This is a genomic window from Pseudomonas segetis (assembly GCF_900188155.1).
Taxonomy (GTDB): domain Bacteria; phylum Pseudomonadota; class Gammaproteobacteria; order Pseudomonadales; family Pseudomonadaceae; genus Aquipseudomonas; species Aquipseudomonas segetis.
The window spans coordinates 337,063-359,228 of sequence record NZ_FZOG01000002.1 but is presented as its reverse complement, the minus strand read 5'-3'; the positions used below and the strand labels follow the sequence as shown (position 1 = coordinate 359,228).

Sequence of the window (22,166 nt, the reverse complement as noted above, 5' to 3'; positions counted from 1 at the left end):
GTAGAACGTGGTTTAGCCGCCCTGATGCCTAGGGTTGAATACGCTGCTGACATCACCGCCGAGGCGGAATGTCTTGAACGGGCCAAACTTCTCAATGCCTTTCTCGAAGTCCGCCGAGCAGCTGTAAAGCGTGCAATAGGGCGCGAGCCAGGAAAACTTGGCGCGTTTCCTGAGATCGGTCATGTCCTGCTTGTCTCCGGTCTTGTCCTTGAACTCATCGGGCTCGGACACCCCCTCCATGACCCGCTCGGCAAGGCGCTTGAGCGCTTGCTGGTTTTCCGGGCGGACATCCACGCCATTGGCCTGGGCAAATGCAGCAATCATGGTCAAAGGCGGCAGGCTGTAGTTGTGGTACGCCAGCGCGCGCTGCTTGCGCCTTAGCTCGTTAGGCAGATACCCCTCGTCGTCGACCTGGTTGGCGGCTACCTGAAACTGCTTGATCGACCAGTCGAACAAGTCGCGCCTGTTGGTTGCGACTGCCGTGGCCATCACTGACCAGGCCGCCCAGTAGCTGTGGTTGTTGATCTTGCGTTGCGGCAGGTCGCTCCAGTCGTGGACGGTCAACTCGGCCAGCTTGACGAACCACTGCTCGATTTCCTGCGCCTGCTGGGGGTAAGCCTTGAGCGGTTGGCTCTCGGAGAACTTCAAGCGCAAGTAGGCTGAAGACATGCTGCCCAAGGCCCATTTGCGCATTGATTTGCCGGTGTGGTTGTAATCCGTGCTGAGCAGGGCGCCCGCTTGCGCCCAGCTGTCCATCCACTGCAGCGCGCATTCAAGTTGCTTGGGGTCACCGTTTTGCATGTAGCGCATGATGTAGCGGTTGCTGCCACGCTCCATGGTGGTGATGTCGGCGGTGCTGTCGCGAAAGGCTTTCTCGGCGACTTTATTGAGTGTCGAGCGGGCCTTGTCCGAACCCTCATATTTACTGCGAAACACCAGGCTGCCGGTGTAGGGCTTTGGCGCTGGGTCACAGGACTGCGGCTTCTTCTCGGTGCTGATTACCGGTGCGTAGTAGCCAGCCGGCGGCACCAAGTCACTGGCAAAGCTGGCCTGGGCAAATATCGCACTGGCCAGTAAACAGGGGGTAAGTAGCCATTTCTTCGCTTGCATGGTTGACTCCATCCTCAGTCGGCTTTCGCCGTGAGGTTTTTGCCGGAAGTCGATGGTCGCTTGCACAGCGTTGCTTCAACGCTCAGGCCCGCGGGCATTTGTTCCGGGCTTTGGATTTCAAGGGCGAGCAGGTTGAGATCACGCCAGTCAGGGTCGTTCCTCAGTTCAAAGACATAGCGGCCGCCGGTATCGACGCGATCGCTTTGCTCAATTTTGAATTTTTCCCGGCGGCCATTGAGGTACCACAGGGTGGCTTTGGACTCATGCACACTGGGATCGCTGAAGGTCAGGTCAACCTGGTAGTCGCCCCCGCGTATATCGCGCAACGCGGTGTCTTCACCGTTGACCAGGACCTGGTTGTTACCGGGTTTCATCTTGATTTTGTTATGCATCACCGCCGGGCGGCCTTCGCAGCCGTTGTCGACCATGGGCAGGGCCTGGCGGTAGAAACTGTCTTGCGCCAGGTCGTAGTGGGTGGCGAACTCCCAGATCAGGATCTTTGGCGGATTGGTGCGAAACTCCTCGCTGGCCATGTATTGCAGCAGCGCGCTGTCGAAACCACCGCCACTGACCGCCATGTTCAGCACTTCGGCACCGCTGTACTGCTGCAGGAACCCGGGGAAGTTGTACGCCGGGCCGCTGTTACTGGTGCCGACAATGGCGATTTGCGGAACCGATTCATCACCAAACAAGCTGTCGGCGTCCGCAGCACCAACTGGCTCGGTTTCATATCGAGGCACATATTGAGTGGCGTAGCTGACGCCGCAGAATTCGGCTGCGGTTTTGTGCAAGGTGCCCGCCTTGGGCAGCAGGCCGACAACGTTGCTTTCAAATTCCTTCTTAGGAATGTCATCGAAGCCGGGGATTTGCTTTAGCGTCTGGGCGACCAGTTTGGCTGTGCGTGAGGCACCTGCTGGCGTCCAGTGATGGTCGGCTTCGAAGTAATAAGGCGTCTTGACGTCCTTCTCATCGAACAAGGGCGAAAGGTCGGTCACCCAGATACCGGTCTTGCGTAAATCCGCGACGGCTTGCAAGTAGTTCTTTTTTGCCAGTGCGTAGTTGAAACGTGACTTTTCGGCGTCCGTCAGTTGCTCGCGATTGACCAGGCCCCGGGTGGGTTGATAGACGATCATCAGTTCGATGCCCTTGCGCTTGAGTGCATCACGCAGGCGCTTGAACTGTTGGTAGCCGTGCGCCGTGGTGCCAAAGTCGGTACGCAGGTCATTACGGCTACGAAACAGCCAGTCGCCTTTGCCCTGTACCAGCGCGGTAAAAAAGCTCAGGTACTTGGTGTTGTAGTTCGCCGGGTTTTGCGCGGCCGGGCACAATGGACCAACCCGCTGCACGCTATAGCTGGGTTCAGCCATGGCTGCGCTGGCGGTGCCGAGCAAGACACCGGCTACAGCAAGTTGGCGCAGTTTAAAAATCTTCTTACTCACGTTATTTGCCCTCAATTCTGCAGTTCTGCCTGGCTTTCGACTGGGTCGATCAGCACCGCCAACTTGCGCCGTACCAAGAGGTCGAGAATCTCTTCCTGGCGCTTGCCGAGCACACCCGAGAAACTGATGCCGGTGCTTTTGGTGGGGGCAATCATGTTCACGCGGTACAGCTCAAGGCTTAGCGGTGAGTCGATGGACAGGGGGCCGGAGCCGTTCGCTGCCAGCGTGCCGCCGACCAGAATCATCGACACCTTGGTGTCGAAGGGGTCGAGGTCAATGTCGCGATCGGTGTCCGACAGGTCCTTGATGTGGCCGTACAGACCGGTCAACTTGTTGCCGGCCGAAAGGTTTTCGTAGATGCGAATGTTGACGCTGTTACGCACCCGGATACCGTGGCGGGAGTTGTTCAGTACCTTGTTGCCCCACAGCAGGTTGTGGCTGCTTTCATACAGGGTGATGCCGTCCGAGTGGTTCTGGTAAACCTCGTTGTAGGCAATCAGGTTATTGATGCTGTTACGGTCGATTACGATGCCGGAGAGCTTGTTGTCATAGCTCTTGTTGTTGATGATCCAGCTGTCATCAACCTCACGGGAGATGATGATGCCGTGCTTTTTCTTGGTGCCATGAACGGTATTCTCGGCAATGATCAAGCGGCGTGAGCGGTCGTGCGGGTCAATCCCGTAGACGATGTTGTCGCGGTAGGTATTGCCCTTGAGCACCACATCGTCAGCCTCGTAGCAATAAAAGCCATACCAGTGATCGACAAAGGTCGAGTTAATCAGCCAACCGGTCGGGCGAGGGCGCTTGAGGCGCTTATCCATGCCGGGTGAGTACTGGGTAACACTGATGCCGTAAGACTTACTCTGGTTGTAGCCCAGGCTGGTTATCTCGCTGTTGGAGATGTACAGCTCACTGCCGCCCCAGGACACCAGGAACGGGCGGAACTCATTCGGCGTGCGGAAGGTCGCCGGTCCGTTATCAGCCTCACGCCAGGCGGTGAGCCTGGAATCGGTGATAAACAGCATGCCGTCATTGACCATGAAGGCGCCGCGCTCTTGCGACAGGCGCAGGTCCTTGGTGTCCTTGCCAACCTGCAGGGTTGCACCCTGTGACACCACGATGGGCAAGCGCGCCAAATAGACGCCGGGAGAGGTTTCGGCAAACTGGCTATCGGGCAGGGCCTTGGCGATATCCGCCGGGGTTACGTAGCCACCTTCGATAAAGATGGCGTGGGGCATGCCTTTCTGGCGTTTAACCCATTCGCGCAACCGCTCGTTACCGCCGATGAAGTCTTGCAACTCGACCTGTTGAAGCATGCGCCGCACCACAACCTTGCCGCCGGGTTTGTGCTCGATCTTGGCGGCGACCGCCTCAGCGGTATAGCCGGAGAGATCGGGCAGCTTGGGCTTGTCCATCAGCAAGGGTTCGATTGGCGCGCTGCTGACGGTGTAGTTGTTGGTTTCGTTCAGCACTTTTGTCGAGTCAGGCGCATGCCTCACGGCGCTGTTCGGAGTGCCTTGGCTGTCCAGCGCCAACGCCAACGGCGCGCTGAGCAACAAGGTGCTCAGGAGCAGCAGGTTGATCCCCGCAGTGATCCTGAGTTTGTCAGGTTGTGGATACATGAGCAGTCCTCAGAAGCGCCAGATGACGTCGACAAATGCACGGTGCATGACAGAGTCAGTGCCTTTGGCGTAGGCATCGCCCGGTAGAAAGACGCCACCGCGCAAGCGCACCAGGGCGGCACCTTCATCGACCTGTTCAGCCAATGCAGCGGGCAACAAGCCCTGCTTGAAATAGCGCGTGACAACCAGGTCAACCTCCTGGCCTACGTCTTTTTCACCGTTTTCAAGGTTGGCGATAATCCCGCTGTCACCAATGTCCTGCTTGTCATCGACCCGCCAGAACTTGTGATAAACCAGGCTGGCGTCGTACTCGTCTTGCAACTGCCAGGAGCCAAACAGGGTCGCCGCTTGCAGGTTGCTCAGCTCACCGCGGAAGGCCTCGCCAAAGCGGTGCAGGCGAGCATTGGTCCCGGTGAAGTTGGAGCGATTGCTTTCCATGCCGGTCTGGCGGAACTGTTCCGAGCTGTCGTCATCGCCGCCGCCACTACCTCGGGCGTAAGCACCACCGACTTTCCAGTTCTGGTCGATGTTCCAGCGCAGGCCAAGGTCCATGGCCCAGGCATCGACATCCACATTGCGCGAGCCGTTCGCGAGTTTTTGGTCGCCGACATTGGCGAGTTCCAGTTCGTTGATGTCACCGGTCAGCCAGGTGGCCTGTGCCCAGTAGTTGAGCGGTTGGGTCGAGCGACGGTTGTAGAAATCACCGTCGGCGCTGATGCCCAGCCACGTCAGGTCACCGGTGTAGCGTTTGCTCAATTCATCCACTTCTTCACCGATATTGGGCAGGCTGCCGTTGTCGCGACTGTGGTGCGCCTTGAGGCCAACCCAGTGGCCGGGTTTCCACTGAGTGGAGATGCCACCAAAGTAATGCTGGCGATCTTCATCTTCCGGGGCCAGGTCATCCAGGTCGGTCCGGTAGTCGGAGAACCGCTCGGCCACGCCCAGGTTGGCGCGCAGCAGGGTGGTATCGAATTCCCAGTTCAGCGCTTCGATATTGGTGTCCCACCAGGTGCCTTCGTCGCTGCGAACGCGCTGACGACCGAGGCGCAGGTGCTCGCCGGGATAAGCGGTCAAGCCGGCGTAGTCGACCCAGAACTCGCGCATGGCCAGGTAGCTCTTGTCTGGTTCGCGTCCGTCATTGCTGTTGGCGCTGCTGCTGTCGCTGTCGTCTGCATTGTTTTGCAGGGTGTCGGTTTCAATGATGTCCGTGGCGGTCACCGCCTGGCCCATGGCAAACGCACTCCAGTTGCCGCGCTCGCCGTATAACCAGGGGCGCAGGTCCAGACCGATACCGTTGACGTCGCCGCCACTGCGGGTGCCCAGGTCGCGGTCGTCTTCCGATTGCGCGGTAATCTTGGCGGTGAGGCCGAAGTTCTGGTCCGGGCTGTTCGCCGCAAATGCGCTGGCGCTGGATAAAAGGGTCAGGCCCAGACCGAGGCTCGCTGCGATGCTGTTGAGTTTTGTCGTCGGGTTCTTATTCATTGAAGCTGTGCCTGTAGCTGAGTTTGGTTTTGCAAGGCGGTGCCACGCAGTTCGCGTTCCTCACGGAGCTTTTGCTCGGCTTCACTGCGTTGGGCTGGCGTTAGCTTTTGCGCAACCTCGTTGGCCAGGTCGGTGCTTGCCTGCGTGTTTTTGGGGAGTGCCAGCTGGCTGAAGACATAGGCGTTGCTCAGGTTTGGCACTATGCCTTTGCCTTGCGAGTACATTTGCGCCAGGGCGTAGTCGGCATTGATCTGGCCGCTCCGTGCAGCGCTCAACAGGTGGTCGAGTGCCTGCTGCGGGTAGATATCGCCCAAGTAGCCGCGCAGGTAGATTTGCCCCAGCAGGTAGTTGGCCGTCGGCTCGCTGGGAGCTGCCTTGCGCAGGTGCTCTTCAGCTTTTTTCGGGTCTTGCGGGACCATCTTGCCTTCGTAGTACAGGCGACCCAGCAGCAACTCGGCGCGCGGCAGAGAAGCTTCCCGGCCCTTGTCGAGGTAGGTCATCATGGTTTCGCTGTCGCCTAGCGCCGGGTAGTCGTACAGCAGTCGAGCCAGGCTGACCCAGGCCGCCGGGTAAGTCGGGGCGATGGCTTCAAGCAACTCTTTTGCCTGGCTTTCGTCAGGCTTGCCCAGTTCCGCGTCGGCCAATACCTGGGCGACGGCTTCAACCCGGCGCGGTGGCAAGGCACGGCTGTGGTATTGGTTCATCATGTCGGCGATCAGCGCTTCCTGTTGCTCGCTGTTGCCTTGCATCTGATACACGGTCGCCAGCTCGACATAGCAGGCGTCGGACTCGCTGATCAGTTTCTGGCAGATATCTTCGATCTCTGTCAGGTGCTGGTCGTAGGTGCCTTGAGTGCGATAAAGGAGGATCTGCGCCAGCTCTGCCTGGGCAAAACCTTGTTGGCGCCAGCTAGAAATTTGCTCTTGCACGTTCATAGCGGGAAAGTCCTGTGGGTATTGCAGGTAGAGCATGGTCAGGGGCAGCAAGCTATTGGGTTCGCCGGCACTGAATGCTTCCTTGAGCAATGTCGCCGCTTCGGTACGTTCGGCATGGGTGCTGTCTGGCTTGCGCGCCAGCAGGCGACCCAGGCGTCCCTTGGCGCGAGGTGACTGATCCATTGCCTGGCGGTAGGTCCGCTCTGCTTCCTTGAGGTCTTCTTCAGTGCCGCTGGCGACTTTCATGTCGGCCAGGCCCACTTGTGCCTTGACATAACCCAGCTCAGCCAGCTGTTGGAAGTTGCGTTCTGCGGTGACGGTATCGCCCCGCTTGAGCGCTTCGCTTGCCAGGCGCTGGTCCGGCAAGCCTGCACAGCCAGCCAGGGTGACGGCGGCTGCGAGCATGATGAGTTGAGGATGAGCAGTAGCCACGTGTCGGTCCTCCTTAGTAGCCAGCTGCAGTCGCTTTCTCGATCACCCAGTCGAGGGAGGGGCCGCGATCAATTTCGACTTCGACAGGCTGGCCAGCCAGGGTGCTTGGCAGGGTCTGGTCCGGTTCGATAGTGGCGCGGATATCAGACGACAAGCCGCCGTTGTGCAGATTGGTGCTGATGATCTTGCCGCTGCGTGGCTGGTCATCGCCCGCGACCCAGAACTTGATTCGCGTGCCAGGACGCGCTTCGGCAAACTTGCGATAGGGGAAGCTCGCCAGGACCCTGGCCTTGGTGTCTTGCGGGACCATTTCAAAGATCACGTCGCCTTTGCTGGCGAACTGGCCGTCGGCCACCAGTTGCCGGGCGATTTTGCAATTGCACGGGCTGGTCAAGGTGCCTTTCATCTGTTTGCTGAACAGCTGCTCGATGTTGGCTGGGGTCAGCTGTTCATCGCTGAGCTGGCCTTTGAGCATTTCCAGCATGCTGGCGGAGAACGTCGCAACCGGTGCGCCCTTGTTGATGATGCCGTCGGCGCCAACCAGGCTTTGCACTGTGCCTTCACGTGGCATGGTGATGTTCAGGCTGGGGACGTCGACCATGCCGGATGAGGCGTGGGTGACGAAATACAAGCCGTAGATGGATTTGAAAATGTAGCCAAAGGCGGCGACGCCGACTGCAAAGATGGCAATGCTGAAGGTCACTGCCTTGATCCGGCCGAAAGCACTCATGCCGCCGCTGTTGCCTTGCTTGCGTGGCTTGGTGAAATTTTCCCGTTGCAAGGTGTTGAGCAGGTCGCCGGTGGAGACAATCTCACCGCTCAGGTGTGCGCTGATCAGGTAGCGCAAGGTCGCTATTTCGCGGGGCTTGAGGTTGTGAAACTGGCAGCCCACACGCTTGTTGACCGGGTCGGTCGAGCACACCTGAAACTCGATATCCAGGCTCAGGTTGAGGCTGTCGAGCTGGAATTGCATGCGCGCCTTGTGATAGTCGCCGACATTGGCCGGGGCTTTTTCGTTGTTGAAGCTGAATCCTCCCGCCGACAGGTCGAGCACACGGACTTCAACCTGTTCGCGGTTTTTGGCGATGTAGCGCAAAGTTGCTGGGATTCTGACCCGGGCGTGCTGGCGCTGAGCTTCCGATTCATGGACCACGTTGACATTGACGGCTGTGTTCATGGGTTTGATTTCCTATTCAGTTCTGGTCACACCAACGCGAGAAGCGCGGCGATGAATACGCTGGTGGCAGTAAAAGTCATGGCTCGCGAAGACCAGCTGTTGAACAGTCGTGAAAAGCTGGCCAGGTCTCGGTTGAGTTTGGTGGGCTGACGGGTCCAGGATTGCTGGTCAAGGCGGAAGAACACATAGATCTTCACCATGGCGCCGACAATCTGGTTGTAATAAAGAATCGCGGGGTAGGCTGGGCCGATGCGGTGGCCGCTGAGACTGAGCAAAAGCGTCAATACCAAGCGTGTAATGCCGATCCACAACAGGTAGATGATGATAAATGCCGGGCTGTACTTGATGCTGGCGATCACGGCTACGGCCAAGCCCAGCAAGCTTGTCCACATCGACACGCGCTGGTCGAACAAGACCAGGCTGGTGAAGGCGCCCAGGCGATTTATTCCCAGGCGCAAGGCCCGTGAGTTCTGCCGCAGGTTGTTGCCGTACCAGCGGAACATCAGCTTGCGGCTGGCTTTGATAAAGCTCTTTTCTGGCGGATGTTCGACGGTATTGATTGCCGCGTCTGGCACGTAGAAGGTGTCATAGCCGAGGCGCATCAGGCTGAACCAGCTGGATTTGTCGTCGCCGGTCAAGAACTGGAAGCGACCCAGGCGCCAATGCTCAAGGTGATCACTTTCAACATCGGCAATAAATTCCGGGTTGGTTACCACCTGGGCGCGAAATACAGACATGCGCCCGGTCATGGTCAGTACCCGCTTGGACAAGGCCATGGAACACATGTTGAGGTGACGCTGAGCGAAGCGCAGCTTGTGCCATTCACTCATGATGTAGCTGCCGCGAACCTCGCAAAACTCATTGGTGGTCAGGCCACCAACATTGGGAAACAGCTGAAACCAGGGCACGGTTTTACGCACCACGCCGACATCCAGCACGGTGTCGCCATCGATGACTGCAACCACTGCGTTGTTGTCCGGCATTTGCCGCGAAATGGCGCGAAAACCATAGGCCAGGCCATCACGCTTACCCGTGCCGGGAATGCGCACGAAGTCGAGTTTGACGTGGGCCGGAGGATTCATTTTCTCCCACATGCTTTTCACCAACAGCTCATCGGAAAGCTCGACGATCGAACACACCATGGTTGTTGGGTAACCGCACTCAATGGCCTCGCGTATGACCGAGCGATAGACCATTGCAGTGGTAAGCGCATCGATACGAAAGCTGGTGACCATCAGGAATACATGGGATGGGTCGGCAGCAGTCCCGAGCTTGCGGACCTTGCGCTTGTAATAGGGGTAGACCAGGTAAAGGAACAGGCAGCCACGCACGAAATGTATGGCACCCATGGAATAACGCCAGATACCGACGGCGCCAATCAGCAGCAGATAGTGCTTCGATTCAGGGTCGAAGGTACTGGTCGGCAAGGCCAAGGCGAGCAACATCAGTAATGACAGGTAAAACAGCCAGCCAGCAGCCTCCAGGAGGCCTGTCTTGAGCTTATCCATATGCGTTTCCATCGAATTCACTGGACTCGCCCCGGGCATACGCCTTGCGGCCTGGACCCGGGGCGGGTTCATTTACCAGCAGATGCCTTCGGCACCGCTGCGAGTTGCCGTGGTCATGAAACCAACCAGGTCGATGACGTGCTTGCCTTCGAACTTCTCGTCAGCCAATGGCGCAAAGTCCTTGTCGCCATTGCCCAGCACTATCACGTCGGCATCGGCGACCACTCTTTCGAAATCGCTGTTGAGCAGCGAGGACACGTGAGGGATTTTCGACTCGATGTAGTCTTTGTTCGCACCGTAGACACGGGCGTACTCGACGTTGCGGTCGAAGATGCTGAGGTCGTAGCCCTTGCCGATGAGCATTTCAGCCAGCTCAACCAGAGGGCTTTCGCGCAGGTCATCGGTCCCAGCCTTGAAACTCAGGCCGAGCAAGGCAACCTTGCGCTTGTTGCAGCGCGAGATGATGTCGAATGCCTTTTGCACCTGGACCAGGTTGCTGCGCATCAACGAGCTGATCAGCGGGGCTTCGACGTCCAGGGATGTGGCGCGGTAGGACAGGGCGCGAACGTCCTTCGGCAGGCAGGAACCGCCGAATGCAAAACCTGGGCGCATGTAGTATTTGGACAGGTTGAGCTTGTTGTCCTGGCATATCACGTCCATGACTTCGCGGCCGTCGACGCCAACCGCCTTGGCAATGTTGCCGATCTCGTTGGCGAAGGTCACTTTGGTGGCGTGCCAGACATTGCAGGTGTACTTGATCATTTCAGCGGTATCGATGGTCTTGCGAATGATCGGTGCATCCAGCTCGCTGTAGATGCTTTCAAGCAGGTCGCCGGAGGTGGTGTCCGACTCGCCAATCACTGTCATTGGCGGGAAGTCGTAATCCTTGATGGCCGTGCTTTCACGCAGGAACTCAGGGTTCACTGCAACACCGAAATCGACACCGGCTTTCTTGCCAGAGCAGTCTTCAAGGATCGGAATCACGACATTACGAACGGTGCCAGGCAAGACGGTGCTGCGTACAACTACGGTGTGTCGAGCGCTCTTGTCGCGCATGGCCATGCCGATTTCACGGCACACGCCTTCGATGTAGTTGAGTTCAAGGTCACCGTTCTTTTTGCTCGGAGTTCCGACGCAGATAAATGACACTTCGCTGTCCGCAACTGCGCTGGCTACATCAGTAGTTCCGCGCAGTTTTCCGGCGGCCAGGCCTTTTTGCAGTAGTGCCTCCAGGCCGGGCTCGACGATAGGCGATTTACCATTGTTGATCAGGTCGATTTTAGTGGCGGAGATATCCACGCCGATAACTTCGTGGCCCCGAGCAGACAAGCAACCGGCACATACGGCGCCGACATAACCTAAACCAAAAATACTAATGCGCATGGTCTTAACCTCATTCAGTTATTACAGAATTAATTATGTTTCGCGGGTTTCGATGTGCTGTTTCCTACCTGTATTGTTATCTCGCTTACTTATTACAGTCGCGTTAATGCCCGCCCGCTTAGTTAGGGGCGTGATCAGGCAAATACTGTTTTTACTCATTTCACGGGCGTGAGCGTTCCGCTCAAAAACCTCTTTGAAATGATTGGTTTAGGTGCAAACTGCCATCAGCTACCTAGTCTTTTATCTTGTCTGTCAAATTATCCAGGTGAACAGTTACCTCGACTGTCTTATCGAGAGTTAGGGCAGTTTGGTTCGCGCCAAAAGTTGCGCGAAGAAGTGTGTTACGCGGAATATGAGTGTAGGAAAATTCTGTAAGTTCAGACCGTTCGTCAACTTTTTTTCAAGATAAGTCAGTGGTGCAACTATTAAGTAATTGCACTTTGATGGCAATTAATGGTGGCACTTTGTAATTGTCACGCCCGCGAAGCCGGGTCGATTAAGTGTGGTGTTGAATCTATTTGGATTTCCACTGAACTATTCGTTAGTTAAGTGATATATCAAGTATTGCTGGGCGAAGCGGCTCAACGGGCTGGATATCCAACCCGTTGGAAGAGGAGGGAGTGTCAGCTATTTTGTTGCTCGCGCAGGAATACCAGATTGTCGGGTTTCGAGCGCTCGGGTGCGTAGCGATACCCTTGGTCGTTAAAGTTCATCAGGTCGCGTACGTCGGAAATTTTTTCCTTGATGACGTATCTCGCCATCAGCCCTCGTGCTTTTTTGGCATAGAAGCTGATGATTTTATACTCGCCATTTTTTTCATCGCGGAACTCGGTGTTGATGATGCGGGCATTCAGGGCATTCCGTTTGACTGCGCCAAAGTACTCATTGGATGCCAGGTTGAGCAGAATGTCGTCACCTTGCTCGGCCAATGCGTCATTAAGCCAGCCACTGATGCGCTCCCCCCAGAAGGCATAGAGATCCTTGCCCCTTGGGTTTTGCAGCTTGGTGCCCATTTCCAGGCGGTATGGCTGCATCAGGTCCAGCGGGCGCAGCAGGCCATAGAGCCCCGAGAGCATGCGCAAGTGCCGCTGGGCAAAGTCAAAGTCGGCATCGTTGAAGTCTTCTGCCGCCAGGCCGGTGTAGACGTCACCTTTGAATGCCAGCAGAGCCTGTTTCGAGTTTTCTGGGGTGAAACTCGTCGACCAACTGCCAAAGCGCGCGGCATTAAGGCCAGCGAGCTTGTCTGACAGGTGCATCAATTCGGCAATTTGCTGCGGCGAGTAGTCACGCAATTGACTGATCAATGCGCCGGCATGATCAAGGTGTTGTGGCAAGGTAAAGCGTTCGGTCACAGGCGGCGTCTCGTAATCGAGGGTTTTCGCCGGAGAAATCACCATCAGCATAAAGTCTGCTCCTTAAAGTCTGGAGCGATTTTATGCCTAGCTGGCCTGTGGACTCTAGCTATTAAGCCAATGGGCTAAGCTAATGAACCTTTTCCGATGCCCGGTAAGCTTCGAAGCGCCTCTTTTCGGCCCATTACCAGCAAGGATGTCAGCATGAACGACTGTGATCATTCGCGGTGGCAGCAATCTCACAACTACCGCCCACTTGAAACCCATGCAGAGCGCCAGGCCTGGCGGGTTACTGCGTTGACCGGTGCAACCATGCTGGTCGAGATCATTGCCGGCTATCTGTTCAACTCGATGGCACTGCTCGCTGATGGCTGGCACATGGCCTCGCATATGGTTGCCCTGGGCCTTAGCGCCTTGGCCTACTTCATGGCGCGGCGCTACGCCAATGACCAGCGCTTTGCCTTTGGTACCTGGAAGGTTGAAGTCCTGGCAGGGTTTGCCAGCGCGTTGATGCTGGTTGTAGTCGTGGTCATGCTGGCGTTTGAATCATTGTTGCGGTTATTCAACCCACAGGTGATTGCCTTTGATATGGCCCTGGTTGTCGCGGTCATTGGCTTGCTGGTTAACCTGCTGTCGGCATGGCTGTTACGCGATCAGCATGAGCACGGCCATGCTCATGGGCATGGTCACGAACATGGCGAGTCACATGCAGGGCGGGATCTCAATCGTCATGCTGCCTTTATCCATGTCCTGGCCGATGCCCTGACTTCGGTAGCGGCGATTGCGGCATTGCTCGGCGGGATGTTGCTAGGCTGGGATTGGCTGGACCCCTTGATGGGGGTAATCGGCTCGGTGATCATCGCGGTCTGGGCCAAGGGCCTGCTGGTCGAGACCGGCAAGGCGCTGCTTGATCGGGAAATGGATCATCCGGTTGTCGCGCGCATTCGCTCCACCCTGGAGCAGCATGCCGATACCCATGTCACCGACCTGCATGCCTGGCGGGTGGGGCGCAGCCAGTTTGCTTGCATTGTCAGCCTGGTGACGCACCAGCAGGTCACCGCAGATTATTACAAGCTGCAGTTGGGGCAGATAAGGGAGTTGGTGCATGTGACCGTGGAGGTCAATCGGTGCGAGGCCCCAGACGAGACTGAACATCTTTCGTGCTGATGTTGAAGGTTGTGACGCATTGCAGGGAAATGCCTGGAAAGCGAAATTTTTACTGGCAAAAGCATCGATGGGACTTACGACTTTAACGGCTCATGGCCAGCTCGCCAAGCGCTATTCGTCTGTCCGACAAATAAACATAAAAAAACTGAAATCTTCGTTTAACTGTCATGTTTTTTGGAGTATCAAAGAAGCAGACGCCGAACCCTGCAGTCAGGTGGCGATATTGCTCTTCACCTTGCTTGCAGCTTCTCAGTCGCCCCTGAGAAGTCGGCGGTCCTGTGCAGCGGAGCGCTGATCTGGCATTCCGTTGCTTGGCTTCTACTAGAAGGTGAACGAGTATGGATGACCACGGACGCTGTAAGCCCACCGCTCCAACCCTCTACGCCCTCGACACCAATGTGCTGATCCACGATCCCAACGCGTTGCTCAATTTTGAGGAACATCACGTCGCCATCCCGATGACGGTGTTGGAGGAGTTGGACAAGCTCAAAACGGGTAAGCAAGGGGTAGCTGCTGAATGCCGTCAGGCGATTCGATTGATCGACAAAATTCTGGGGAGCGCATTACCTGAGGAAGTGGAGCACGGCGTACCGATTCAACGAGAGAAGAGCGGCGCATGCGGCTTTTTATCGATCCTGATGAGCAAAAGCGCAGCCCCCATCACCTGGCTGCCGGAAGACCTCAACGACAATAAAATCATTAACCAGTTGGTCGAGCTGAAGTCGCGCCGTCCTGGTTTGTCCGTGGTGCTGGTCACCAAGGACATCAATATGCGCTTGAAGGCGCGTGCCTGTGGCATCGATTCCGAGGATTATCACACCGACCAACTAGTCGATGATGTCTCGCTGTTGTCGCAGGGTTATCACAACATGTCTGGCGGTTTCTGGGACCGTGTGAGCAAGGTCGAGACGCGCCAGGACCACGGCCGAACCTGGCACCGTGTCCAGCTTACCGACAACCTGCCTTCGGTCCATGTCAACGAGTTCATCATTGATGAGCAAGGCTTTGTCGGCTGGATCAAGGAGATCGATGAGGGCGAGATCCTGATACTTGATTTGCATCAGGAGCCGCTGATGCACCAGGAAGCCTGGGGGCTCAAGCCGCGCGATATCTATCAGGCGCTGGCGCTCTACGCCTTGCTGGACCCGGATATTCACCTGGTCAACCTGTCGGGCGCGGCAGGCTCGGGCAAAACCATCCTGGCCCTGGCCGCCGCGATCGAGCAAACCATGGTCAGCAAGCGCTATCGGCGCATCATCGCCACGCGCAGCGTGCAGGGGCTCGACCAGGAAATCGGTTTCTTGCCCGGCACCGAGGCCGAGAAAATGGAGCCCTGGCTGGGCGCTATTACCGACAACCTCGAAGCCTTGCACATGGATGATGAAAACACCCATGGCAGCGTCGACTACATCCTGCAGAAGGTACCGCTGCAGTTCAAATCCCTTAACTATATTCGCGGGCGCAGCTTCCAGCAGAGCCTGATCCTGATCGATGAGTGCCAGAACCTGACACCGCACCAGATGAAAACCATCATCACCCGTGCGGGTACAGGGTCCAAGGTGATTTGCCTGGGCAACCTGGCGCAAATCGATACGCCATATTTGTCAGCACCCAGTTCTGGCCTGACCTACCTGACGGAGCGATTCAAGGATTTCTCCCACGGCGTGCATATCACCTTGCAAGGCGTGCCGCGCTCGATTCTGGCCGAGTACGCTGAAACCCACATGTAATAACCGAACCTGGATCAAAGCCCTGCCGGCGTCAGCTTGCAGGGCTTTTTTATGGGCCACATATGAGTACTTATTGATATTCGCAGGTGCCGAAAGCTGACTCTGGGGTTTACAATCGGACCATCCTAGCTTGGAGTAACGCTGTGCTCACTCATCTTGATTCACAAGGCCGTGCCAATATGGTCGATGTCAGCGACAAGTCATCGACCGTGCGCGCGGCCGTGGCCGAAGCCCTGGTGCGTATGCGCCCGCAAACATTGCAGATGATCGTCGAGGGTGATCACCCAAAGGGTGATGTCTTTGCTGTGGCACGTATTGCCGGGATTCAGGCCGCGAAGAAAACCTCTGACCTGATCCCGTTGTGTCATCCCCTGATGCTGACCAGTGTCAAGGTCGAGCTGAGCGCCGAGGGCTCTGATGCGGTGCGCATTCAGGCACGCTGCAAGCTGAGCGGGCAGACAGGGGTCGAGATGGAAGCACTGACCGCCGCCAGCGTTGCCGCCCTGACTATTTATGACATGTGCAAGGCGGTTGACCGCGGCATGACGATCGAGAGCGTGCGCCTGCTGGAAAAACTCGGCGGCAAGAGCGGCCACTTCAAGCATTCGGCCGCTCAAGTGGAAGGTGAGCAATGATTCGTGTGCAGTATTTCGCCCGCTACCGTGAAGCCTTGGGCCTCGATGGCGAGCAGTTGAGCAACAGCGAAGATTTTTCCACCTTGAACGATGTGCGTGAGTTTTTGCTGGCGCGTGGCGGTGCCTGGCAGGTCCTGGCCGAGCAGAACCTGATGTGCGCACGCAATCAGGAGTTGTGCAGCCTTGATGAGGCCGTGGCCGAAGGTGATGAAGTGGCGTTTTTTCCAACCGTAACCGGAGGCTAGTGATGAGCATTCGGGTTCAGCCTGATGCGTTCGACCCTGGCGACGAGCTCAGCAGGCTGCATGCGCAAAATCTCGGTGTGGGCGCTGTGGTGACCTTCGTCGGCTATGTGCGTGATTTCAACGAAGGGCGTGATGTCGGCGGCATGTTTCTTGAGCACTTTCCCGGCATGACCGAGAAAGCGTTGGCCAAGATTGTTGATGAAGCCACGCAACGCTGGCCATTGCTCAAGGTCGAGTTGATCCACCGTATTGGCCGCCTTGAACCCGGTGAGCCGATTGTGTTTGTCGGCACCAGCAGTGCCCACCGTGAAGCTGCATTCGAGGCCTGCGCGTTCATCATGGATTACCTGAAAACCCGTGCGCCATTCTGGAAAAAAGAAGACACCGCAGACGGCCCTCGCTGGGTCGAGGGGCGCTGCAGCGACCAACAAGCAGCGCAACGCTGGAAGCAGGATTAAGCTCACGACGGACATCCGTCATTTCTGGTGGACAAGCTTCGCGTTGTCGCACCCTACGCGGTGATATTTATCCTGTAGGGCGGATAGCGCTTTTCTGTCCGCCATGTGCGGCGCGGAGCTTGGTGATATGGCCATTTCTGGTGGACAAGCTTCGCGTTGTCGCACCCTACGCGGTGATATTTATCCTGTAGGGCGGACAGCGTTTTTCTGTCCGCCATTTACGGCGCGGAGTTTGGATGCTTGGCGATTTCTGGTGGACAGGCTTCGGGTTGTCGCACCCTACAAGGTGATGTTTATCCTGTAGGGCGGACAGCGCTTTTCTGTCCGCCATTTACGGCGCGGAGTTTGGATGCTTGGCGATTTCTGGTGGACAGGCTTCGCGTTGTCACACCCTACAAGGTGATGTTTATCGACGGATTATTGTCTGCGGAGCGCCTCAAGGCTGCTGATCTGCTGGCCTTGGCTGTCGAAGTTGGCAACGTCCAGCCAGCGCCTGAACGCATCGCGGCATCGCGGCCATTCACTGTCGACTATCGAAAACCAGGCGGTGTCCCGGTTGCGGCCTTTGACCACCATGTGCTGGCGGAATATGCCTTCATGGACAAACCCGAGGCGTTCGGCCGCGCGCATTGAACGGGCATTTTGCGCGTTGCATTTCCACTCCAGCCGCCGGTAGCCAAGGTCTGTCATTGCCTGATTGGCCAGCAGCCAAAGGGTTTCGGTTGAGCTCGGGGAACGCTGCATGACTTTGCCAAAGGAGATATGACCAATTTCGATGGTGCCGTCTTCAGGGTTGATCCGCAGATAGCTGAGCAGCCCGACTGCACGCTGGCTGGCGTTATCGATCACGCTATAAAACAGCGGGTCACTGCTGGCCTGATTGGCGTGGAGCCAGGCATCGAAAGCCGCACGCTCAGGAAAGGGGCCAACCGCCAGATAATCCCATAGCTTGGGGTCCGATTCCGGGCCTTGCAGTGCATGCCACAGGTCGTCACCGTGCTGACTTGCCTGCAGCGGCTCCAGGTGTACAAACCTTCCGCTCAAGACGCTGCGTTGCGGCATCGCAGCCGCCTGCCAATCGAGTGGGTGATCGTTGAGTTGGTAAGTCATCCGGATGCCTCGGTCAAAATAGTTTGCGGTACTGGACAAAGCCTGGGCGGTCGGCAATACGGTCGTAGAGCTGCATCGCGTCGGTATTGGTTTCATGGGTCAACCAATGCACCCTTGAAGCGCCCGCAGCTGCCGCCTGAGCGTAGACGTGCTCAATCAACTTGCGGCCAACACCTGAGCCGCGCAGCTGTTGGGCAACGAATAGATCCTGCAGGTAGCAGTAGTCACCAACAGTCCAGCACGAGCGATGAAATATCCAATGCACAACACCAACCGGTTCGCCGTCCTGCCAGGCGATAGCCGCATGCATTGGCTCGGCGGGGTCGAGAAAGCGTTGCCAGGTGACGGCGCTGGTCGCAGCACTGATTTCGGTTTTATAGAACTGCTGGTAACCCTGCCAAAGTGGCAGCCAGGCGCTTTGATCGGCAGCGGTTACAGGGCGAATTTCAAGAGACATGGCTTGATCCTCCGGTTTAATCGGCGCAGGGCATACGCCCGGCAAGTAACTGGTCGCGTGGGTCGGTGCTGCTTTGCAATCCAGCGCGAACACCCTGTCGATCGGCCGGGTCGCGGTTCTGGCTGAGTTTGTATTTGCCTTCAAGGTGCGCAATGGGCAGGGCAAAGCCGACGATGGCACGCAACATCTTGTCGATGTAGTCAGCGGGCGCGTCATCCACAGACCATGGCTTCTGGCGAGGCGCTTCGTGTTTGTCGCTCAGGCGGCTGACCAGTTGCAGCAGGCGCTGCGGGTCATCGAACAGCTCGATCGGGCCGCGTGCGTGGACACTGATGTAGTTCCAGGTCGGCACCACTTTGCCGTGTTCTGCCTTGGCCGGGTACCAGGCAGGGCTGATATAGCCATCCGTGGTGTTGAACATCACCAGGGCATCGCTGCCCGCTTGCCAGTCGCGCCAATGGGGATTGGCCCGCGCCAGATGACCATAAAGGGTGCCGTACTGGCCTTCCTCGCGAATCAGCAACACGGGCAGATGAGTGGCTTGCAAACCGCTTGCACCGTGGCTAACTACTGTCGCCAAGCGGGCTTTATCGATCTCCTCATGCAGCACACCAAGATCATCCTGACGAAACGCTGTGGGTAAATACATGCTGGCTCTTCTGATGCAGGGTTGTGGATTGATGGCTGCATGCTAGGCAGAATATTGGTCTGTTGTAAGGTCCATTTTTTTTCAACTTGAAGGTGCCAATTATGGTGGTGAATGCACCCTTGCCGGTTGATCTGTCCGGCGTGCGGCTTGGGCCCGGACCTGGCTTGGCACGCCAGCTGTATCAGCGCCTGCGCGAGCGCATCCTCGACGGGCGCTTGCCGGGTGGGGCGCGCTTGCCAGCCAGTCGTGATCTTGCCGACTTGTTGAGTGTGTCGCGCAATACGGTGACACGGGCGTTCGACCAGCTATATGCCGAGGGCTACATTGAGGGCCGGGTTGGCGATGGCACCTATGTTGCCGAGCTTGCGAGCGTTACCGCTGTTGCGGCGGTGCAAGTTGCCAGTCCCGCGCCGAGCGATGCCCTGCGCCTGCTAGATGATCATTATCTGCCCAGGCCACCAGAGGGCGCGCCACGGGCATTTCGAGTGGGCGTTCCGGCATTCGACCTGTTTCCCTTTGAAACCTGGGCAAGATTGTCGGCACGCTTCTGGCGCAAGCCATCGCCAGCCCGGCTGGGTTACGGAGATCCCGCCGGGGACCGTCAGCTGCGCGAGCTGATAGTGGCGTACCTGCGCAACAGTCGTGGCTTGCAGTGCGATCCGGCGCAGGTGGTGATCACCAGCGGAGCGCAACAAGCCATCAGCCTGTGCGCGCAGTTGATGTTGCAGCCGGGCGACCGGGTGGCGGTTGAGAACCCGGGGTACCGCGCAGCTGGCCATGCATTTGCCGTTGCTGGCGGCCGGTTGCAGGGCGTGGCGGTCGACGAAGAGGGTATTGATACGGCGGCGCTTGAGCGGTTGGGGCATTGCCGCTTGGCTTATGTGACGCCTTCACATCAATACCCAACTGGGGTGACCTTGTCGTTGCAGCGTAGGCTGGAATTGCTTGAGTGGGCTGAGCGGCACGACAGTTGGATTGTCGAGGACGATTACGATGGCGAGTACCGTTATCGTGGAACACCTCTGGCGCCCTTGGCTGCACTCGACCGGCGGGGGCGGGTGCTGTATGTCGGCACGTTCTGCAAGATTACCTTTCCGGCCTTGCGCCTGGGTTATCTGATTTTACCGGCGAGCCTGGCAGAGTCCTTCTCGAGGCGCCGCGCCCTGGATATGCGCCATTCAGAGATCGGTACCCAGGCCGTGATGGCCGAGTTTATCGCCGCCGGGCATTTTCAACGGCATATCCGTCGCATGCGCAGTGCCGCCCGCAGTCGCCGCGATGCGCTCTTGGCGGGTTGGCCCAGCACCATTGACGGTTGCGCAGCCATGCCTGCGGTGGACGCCGGGCTTCACCTGTGTGTCAGGGTCGAGACCGTTGCGCGCGAGCAGGAGTTGATCGCAGCGGCGGCGGCGGTCGGTGTTGAAATCAATGCGTTGAGCAGCTATTGGTTGCCCGATAGCGAGCAGACGCCAGACCAGAGGGCTGGCTTGGTACTCGGTTTTGCTGCCGTGTCCGAAGCCGATATCGAGGCAGCGTTGAGCGCCCTGCGCATTGCCTGGAGTGTTTAACAGGCTGTCGAGCGTTTAGTGCCCGACAGCCTGCGTGCCGGCTTACTTGACGACGCGGTAGCAGGGCACGTAGTCGGCGCCGCCTGGCAGTTTCATGCGGTGCTGATCGACAAATGCCTGTAGCAACTCGTCCAGCGGTTGCATAACAGCCTTGTCACCATGAATCTGGTATGGGCCTTTCTCTTCTATCAAGCGAATGCCCTTGTCCTTAACGTTGCCGGCAACTACCCCGGAGAACGCCCGGCGCAGGTTGGCAGCCAGCTCGTGGGCGGGCAGGTCTCGGTTCAATTGCAGGCTGGCCATGTTCTCGTGTGTCGGATCGAACGGACGTTGCAGGCTTTCGTCGATTTTCAGCAGCCAGTTGAAGTGGAATGCATCATTGCGTTCGCGGCGAAACTGTTTTACCGCTTTGAGGCCTGCGGTCATTTCACGGGCGACCTCCGCCGGGTTGTCGATGATGATCTTGTAGTGGCTCTGCGCCTGCTCGCCCAGGGTCGCGCCAACAAAGCTATGCAGTTGCTGGATAAAGGCTGCGGCGCTCTTGGGGCCGGTGAGAATGACCGGGAAGGGCAGTTCGCTGTTGTCCGGGTGCATCAGGATACCCAGCAAATACAGAAACTCTTCCGCCGTACCAGCGCCGCCCGGGAAGACGATGATGCCGTGACCCACGCGAACGAAGGCTTCCAGGCGCTTTTCGATGTCCGGCATGATCACCAGCTCGTTTACGATCGGGTTCGGGGCTTCGGCGGCGATGATGCCTGGCTCGGTCAAACCCAGGTAACGGCTGTTATTGATACGCTGCTTGGCATGGGCGATAGTCGCGCCCTTCATCGGGCCCTTCATCACGCCGGGGCCACAGCCGGTGCAGATATCCAGGCTGCGCAGGCCAAGTTCGTGGCCGACTTTCTTGGTGTACTTGTATTCGTCCGTATTGATCGAGTGACCGCCCCAGCACACGACCATTTTCGGTTCCAGCCCCGGACGCAGGGTGCGGGCGTTGCGTAGCAGGTGAAACACATAGTCGGTGATGCCTTCCGAGCTGCTCAGGTCGATGCGCTGGCTGTCGAGTTCATTCTCGGTATAGACGATGTCGCGCAGGGCGCTGAATAACATTTCCCGGGTGCTGGCGATCATCTCGCCATCAACGAATGCATCGGCCGGGGCGTTGAGCAGTTCCAGGCGGACACCGCGATCCTGTTGGTGGATGCGGACTTCAAAGTCTTGGTAGGCATCGAGAATGGTCTTGGCATTGTCGATATGGGCACCGGTGTTGAGGATAGCCAGTGCACACTGGCGAAACAGTTTGTAGATGCTGGCTGAGCCGGCTTCACTGAGTTGCTGGACTTCCCGCTGAGAGAGGGTTTCGAGGCTGCCCTTCGGGCTTACGGAAGCATTTATTACGTTTCGTTGGGCCATTCTTGGCTCCTTTAGTGCGACCCCGTGGACTCACAACTGCCACAGGCGTCTGAAAATTTGATGCCCGCGCCGGAGCTTGCCGAGCGCTTGCACAGCGCTCAAGGCAGAACAGGCGGGTGAGAATGTGCAAGGCATAGTCTTTTCTACAACGACGCAGGGCCAAGCGAAACCCCTTGAATGAAAAATATCCGCTGGCTCAAGTGTTTAGCTCACTTTTTGCACAATTTGGCCGCTTGCTTTGCAAGCCGGCCTGCATGGATAAGCCATGGCGACGCAGTTCATCTGGCCAGG

General features: G+C 57.6%; 19 protein-coding genes. 6 read left to right on the top strand and 13 right to left on the bottom strand.

Features of this window, described 5'->3' with window-relative positions; translation table 11 throughout:
• Positions 1 to 12: 12 nt before the first annotated feature.
• The 9 genes from CHB79_RS07505 to yaaA form a co-directional block, all read right to left on the bottom strand.
• Positions 13 to 1,110, bottom strand: coding sequence for a mannuronate-specific alginate lyase (locus CHB79_RS07505; RefSeq protein WP_089359940.1), 1,098 nt, complete (start codon positions 1,108 to 1,110; stop codon positions 13 to 15).
• Positions 1,111 to 1,124: 14 nt separating this feature from the next.
• On the bottom strand, positions 1,125 to 2,549 hold the full coding sequence (locus CHB79_RS07500; RefSeq protein WP_089359440.1) for an alginate O-acetyltransferase: 1,425 nt from the start codon (positions 2,547 to 2,549) through the stop codon (positions 1,125 to 1,127).
• Positions 2,550 to 2,560: 11 nt separating this feature from the next.
• Positions 2,561 to 4,171, bottom strand: a complete 1,611-nt coding sequence (gene algG / locus CHB79_RS07495) for a mannuronan 5-epimerase AlgG (RefSeq protein WP_089359439.1) — start codon at positions 4,169 to 4,171, stop codon at positions 2,561 to 2,563.
• A 9-nt stretch (positions 4,172 to 4,180) separates the two neighbouring features.
• Positions 4,181 to 5,653, bottom strand: coding sequence for an alginate export family protein (locus CHB79_RS07490; RefSeq protein WP_089359438.1), 1,473 nt, complete (start codon positions 5,651 to 5,653; stop codon positions 4,181 to 4,183).
• Positions 5,650 to 6,993 carry an alginate biosynthesis TPR repeat lipoprotein AlgK gene (algK, locus tag CHB79_RS07485; RefSeq protein ID WP_089359939.1) on the bottom strand — a complete coding sequence of 448 codons (1,344 nt, stop codon included), beginning with the start codon at positions 6,991 to 6,993 and terminating at the stop codon, positions 5,650 to 5,652. Before algK ends, CHB79_RS07490 begins: the two co-directional genes overlap by 4 nt.
• A 40-nt stretch (positions 6,994 to 7,033) precedes the next feature.
• On the bottom strand, positions 7,034 to 8,197 hold the full coding sequence (locus tag CHB79_RS07480; RefSeq protein ID WP_089359437.1) for a PilZ domain-containing protein: 1,164 nt from the start codon (positions 8,195 to 8,197) through the stop codon (positions 7,034 to 7,036).
• A 26-nt stretch (positions 8,198 to 8,223) separates the two neighbouring features.
• Positions 8,224 to 9,705: a mannuronan synthase gene (gene alg8 / locus CHB79_RS07475; RefSeq protein WP_089359436.1), complete on the bottom strand. Its 1,482-nt coding sequence runs from the start codon at positions 9,703 to 9,705 to the stop codon at positions 8,224 to 8,226.
• Positions 9,706 to 9,777: 72 nt separating this feature from the next.
• Complete coding sequence (gene algD / locus CHB79_RS07470; RefSeq protein ID WP_089359435.1) at positions 9,778 to 11,088, bottom strand: GDP-mannose 6-dehydrogenase; 1,311 nt, start codon at positions 11,086 to 11,088, stop codon at positions 9,778 to 9,780.
• Positions 11,089 to 11,711: 623 nt separating this feature from the next.
• Positions 11,712 to 12,491 (bottom strand): peroxide stress protein YaaA, encoded by a 780-nt coding sequence (gene yaaA / locus CHB79_RS07465; protein ID WP_089359434.1) that lies wholly within the window; start codon positions 12,489 to 12,491, stop codon positions 11,712 to 11,714.
• 153 nt (positions 12,492 to 12,644) lie between these two features.
• On the opposite strand from yaaA, the gene dmeF reads away from it, so the two are divergent.
• From dmeF to moaE, 5 genes are all read left to right on the top strand, one after another.
• Positions 12,645 to 13,607: a CDF family Co(II)/Ni(II) efflux transporter DmeF gene (gene dmeF, locus CHB79_RS07460; protein WP_089359433.1), complete on the top strand. Its 963-nt coding sequence runs from the start codon at positions 12,645 to 12,647 to the stop codon at positions 13,605 to 13,607.
• A 338-nt stretch (positions 13,608 to 13,945) separates the two neighbouring features.
• Positions 13,946 to 15,337 carry a PhoH family protein gene (locus CHB79_RS07455; protein ID WP_010486581.1) on the top strand — a complete coding sequence of 464 codons (1,392 nt, stop codon included), beginning with the start codon at positions 13,946 to 13,948 and terminating at the stop codon, positions 15,335 to 15,337.
• 143 nt (positions 15,338 to 15,480) lie between these two features.
• Positions 15,481 to 15,972: a cyclic pyranopterin monophosphate synthase MoaC gene (gene moaC / locus CHB79_RS07450; protein WP_089359432.1), complete on the top strand. Its 492-nt coding sequence runs from the start codon at positions 15,481 to 15,483 to the stop codon at positions 15,970 to 15,972.
• A complete protein-coding gene (locus CHB79_RS07445) occupies positions 15,969 to 16,217 on the top strand; it encodes a MoaD/ThiS family protein (protein WP_010486584.1) in 249 nt (82 codons plus the stop codon). Before moaC ends, CHB79_RS07445 begins: the two co-directional genes overlap by 4 nt.
• 2 nt (positions 16,218 to 16,219) lie before the next feature.
• A complete protein-coding gene (moaE, locus tag CHB79_RS07440; protein WP_089359431.1) occupies positions 16,220 to 16,675 on the top strand; it encodes a molybdopterin synthase catalytic subunit MoaE in 456 nt (151 codons plus the stop codon).
• 417 nt (positions 16,676 to 17,092) lie between these two features.
• Here moaE and CHB79_RS07435 read toward each other — a convergent pair whose 3' ends face one another.
• From CHB79_RS07435 to CHB79_RS07425, 3 genes are read right to left on the bottom strand one after another with little or no spacing between them, the layout of a single operon-like run.
• A complete protein-coding gene (locus CHB79_RS07435; RefSeq protein ID WP_089359430.1) occupies positions 17,093 to 17,785 on the bottom strand; it encodes a GNAT family N-acetyltransferase in 693 nt (230 codons plus the stop codon).
• A 13-nt stretch (positions 17,786 to 17,798) separates the two neighbouring features.
• On the bottom strand, positions 17,799 to 18,242 hold the full coding sequence (locus CHB79_RS07430) for a GNAT family N-acetyltransferase (RefSeq protein WP_089359429.1): 444 nt from the start codon (positions 18,240 to 18,242) through the stop codon (positions 17,799 to 17,801).
• Between the two features lie 16 nt (positions 18,243 to 18,258).
• Positions 18,259 to 18,891 carry an FMN-binding negative transcriptional regulator gene (locus CHB79_RS07425; protein WP_089359428.1) on the bottom strand — a complete coding sequence of 211 codons (633 nt, stop codon included), beginning with the start codon at positions 18,889 to 18,891 and terminating at the stop codon, positions 18,259 to 18,261.
• 101 nt (positions 18,892 to 18,992) lie between these two features.
• Between CHB79_RS07425 and pdxR the strand changes: the two genes are divergently transcribed.
• Entirely contained in the window at positions 18,993 to 20,459 is a 1,467-nt protein-coding gene (pdxR, locus tag CHB79_RS07420) for a MocR-like pyridoxine biosynthesis transcription factor PdxR (RefSeq protein WP_089359427.1), read from the top strand.
• A 42-nt stretch (positions 20,460 to 20,501) separates the two neighbouring features.
• On the opposite strand, the gene ppnN is transcribed toward pdxR, so the two are convergent.
• Complete coding sequence (ppnN, locus tag CHB79_RS07415; protein ID WP_089359426.1) at positions 20,502 to 21,875, bottom strand: nucleotide 5'-monophosphate nucleosidase PpnN; 1,374 nt, start codon at positions 21,873 to 21,875, stop codon at positions 20,502 to 20,504.
• Positions 21,876 to 22,166: the final 291 nt, after the last annotated feature.